Origin of the sequence: Ornithinibacter sp. (assembly GCF_035443565.1) — a bacterium.
Classification (GTDB): Bacteria; Actinomycetota; Actinomycetes; order Actinomycetales; family Dermatophilaceae; genus Fodinibacter.
The window spans coordinates 1-3,104 of sequence record NZ_DAORSO010000071.1; the positions used below are offsets into that span (position 1 = coordinate 1).

The window sequence follows — 3,104 nt, forward strand, 5'->3', positions numbered from 1 at the left end:
GCAACGATCATCCAGTGCAGGACGAGCATCGCGCCCCGCACGAGGCGGGTCACCGGGCGCAGCGCCCCGAGCCCCGACGAGGGCGAGTCCAGCACCGTCGCCGACACCGCCCCGGCCGTCGAGGCACTACGGATCATGAGGTCGCTCGACGTCTCCTCCGAGAGCGGTTCACGCCCCACCCCGGCGCGGTCGAAGGCGCTGAGCAGCGCCGCCCGGTCCTTGCCCGACACCGACAGTCCCTCACGACGGCGCTTCTCCAACCGGGTGAGCAACGGCTCCTCGGCGGCGAGGAAGAGCTCACCGCGTGATCGCGGGTTGGCCCCGTCGGCACGGTCCTCACGCACCGCCGCGGCAAGCGCCACCACCTCCTCGGGCACGACGTCGAGCTGCACCCCCCACGCGAAGAGGTCGGCCAGGGCAGGCATCGACGGCGGCAGCTGGCTGGTCGGGGTGTCCTCGATGAGGAAGGCTCCGAGCACCTCGGCGACGGCCGCCTCCCGCAGGGCGACGACCCGGGGATCGGAGGTCAGACCCGACCCGGCGAACACCGAGTTGACGACGCCGTCGACCGTGGCCCGCGCCAGGCGCCGCGGGTCGGGGTCGGTCGCGAGGTAGCCCGACAGGAACGCCGCGCGGCGAACCCGCGCCGGGTCGAGCACCGCCCGGCACAGCACGGTCGCGGCATCCAGGCGACCCCACGTCCAGTCGTTGACCCGCCACGACCGCTTGAGGAACCCGCCGAAGCGCTTCACCGACCAGCCACCGAGCTTGTCGTCCCCGGTCAGGGAGTACCGCGCGAACGCGTTGCGGGTCTGCGCCGACAGCTGCACGAGCTCGATCGGGATCGTCGAGCCGGTCATCGTCTCGTCGCCGATCGTCGTGCTGGCCACCTCGAGCTGCTGCAGGGTCGTCAGCAGCTGGGGCACCGTTACGGCGGCCGTCCCGGGCGCGAGCGCGGCGTGCCACCGCTGAAGGGACTCCGGGTCGCCGAGCACCTCACCGGCGCGGTGGGCCGAGGTCCTCATCCGCGGCGCCGCGGCCTTGCGCAGCACCGGCACGACGGAGACCAGCTCCTCCACGACCTCCTCGACGAGCCGTCGGACCTCGCGTCCTGCACCGCCAGCGGGACTCTTCGGGTCCCGCAGCAGCACCTCCTCGAGGTGCTGGGCGACGCTGGCCTGCCACTCGTCGGCCGCGGCCTTGTCGCCGCTGACGAGGAAGCGGCGCTGGTTCTCCGAGTGCGCCACCCGGGCGATCGCCTCGCGCACCGGGGCGTCTCCCCCATCCCCCATGAGCCGCGCGTACGAGGCGAGTCGCAGCATCCAGTAGTGGTGGTCCGGGCGCAGCGCGGCCAGCACCTCGTCGAGTTCCCAGGGGTCATCGGTGTGGTGGCGGCAGGCCTGGATGTCACGGATGCGTTCGGTCACCCGCTGCCGGGCGGCTCGGGCGATCGCCCAGTCCTCCCCCGCCGGCAGCATCCACACGAGCTCGCGCAGCAGCTCGTTGACCGATTCCGCGATCGACGACGCGCCGCTCACCCCCCAGCGCCAGGAGGGACCGGCATCCGGCCTCGCAGCGGTCGGGTAGTGATCGGGGAGGTAGGGGATGCCGGTCACGGGCACCGCGCCCGTCGCACCCGTGGTGCGGCGCGCGTCCTCCACCTTCTGCTGCGCCCGCTCCGCAGCACGGCGGATGCGTTCGTAGTCCCAGACGTCGTCGCCCTCCGGCCAGGATGCCGGGGGGCGGCGGCCGACCTGCCGTCGGGCGAGGTCTCGGGCGGCGTGCCAGATGCGCAGGCGGCGGTAGTGGGGGAAGAGCTGCTCGCCGAGCCCTTCGAGCGTCTGGGTGCTGCCGTCGGGCAGCGGCTCGCCGAAGCCTCCGAGGATGTCCGCGCGCGTGCCCCGACGTCCGGCGGCGCGCACGTTGTGGTCCTCGAGCTCGTCGACGAAGGTGCGGCTGCCCTGCGCGGACAGCGCGCCGAGGACCCCGGCCATCGTGCCCGCGAGGGTCGGGGGCTCCCCCATGACGTCTGCCGGGTCAGGGCCGGGGGCGGGTGCGTGCGGGTAGACGAGCAGCATGACCCGGCGAACGGGGCCGTCTGCCGGCATCCGCTCGATGGCCTCGACCGCCGCCCTGGTCGGGGTGTTCGCGAGCACGCCGCCGTCGACGGCGAACCGTGAGCGGTCGCGCGGCGGGAGGGTGTCACCCCACTCCTCGACGACCCCAGCCATCGACGGGCGCAGCCCGGTCGTGTCGGCCACGGGCTCATCGGGCGCGGGCACCGGCACGAAGGTGGGCTCGAACGCCACCGGGAAGCTCGACGACGCCCGGGCCGCGAGCGCCAGCTGGGCCGCGGTGCCGCCGATGTTGCGGGTGCCGAACGGGTCGGTGTCCTCGGTGGCGTCGGCGGGGCGCTTCCACCGGAACCGCGCCGCGTGGACCGTCTGGGGCAGCCGCTGGCCGAGGGCGTCGACCGTGACCTCCTGGTTGCCGCCCAGCACGGTCGTCGCCATGGTCAGGTCCATCGGGGCGACGGACGCAGGAACCGGGTCGAGCGGTTCGGCCAGTCGCGACATCGCCGCGTTCAGCTGCGGGAGGAAGTGGTCGTCACCCTTGAGCAGCGAGCTCGGGGCTCCGCGGAACGGCTGGCGCAGCAACGCCTCGATGCGGCCCTGCTCCACCCAGACGTCGCGCAGCGAGGCGAGGTCGGCGAAGCGGTTGACCTGGGCCAGGGCGAGGGCGGCGCCGTTGACACCCCCGGCCGACGTGCCGGACACGACGTCGACCCGGGCTGTGCACCCGGTGAGGCGCAGCAGGTCTGCGTAGGGCCCCGATCCCCCGCCAGCCTTGACGAGGCGGTCGAGCTCGAGGGCGACCCCACCCATCCAGACGGCGAGCGAGACCCCGCCGTTCATGACGACGCCGAAGCGGATCTCCTCCGGGGGCACGCCGGACTGGTCGTGCTCACCGAGACCGTGCGGACCGGGCTGGACGACCATGGCTCACTCCTGCCACTGGGGTACCGAAACCGCTGAGGTGCTCAGACACCAGCGTCCTCGGTCACCGTGGCACCGGCCATCGTCCGATCATCCACCCGTGAGGAG

At 73.6% G+C, this 3,104-nt stretch carries 1 protein-coding gene; it reads right to left on the reverse strand.

Annotated elements, in window-relative coordinates:
• On the reverse strand, positions 1 to 2,999 hold a 2,999-nt coding region (locus PLL68_RS08895), incomplete at its 3' end, for a patatin-like protein (protein ID WP_324533413.1).
• Positions 3,000 to 3,104 lie beyond the last annotated feature (105 nt).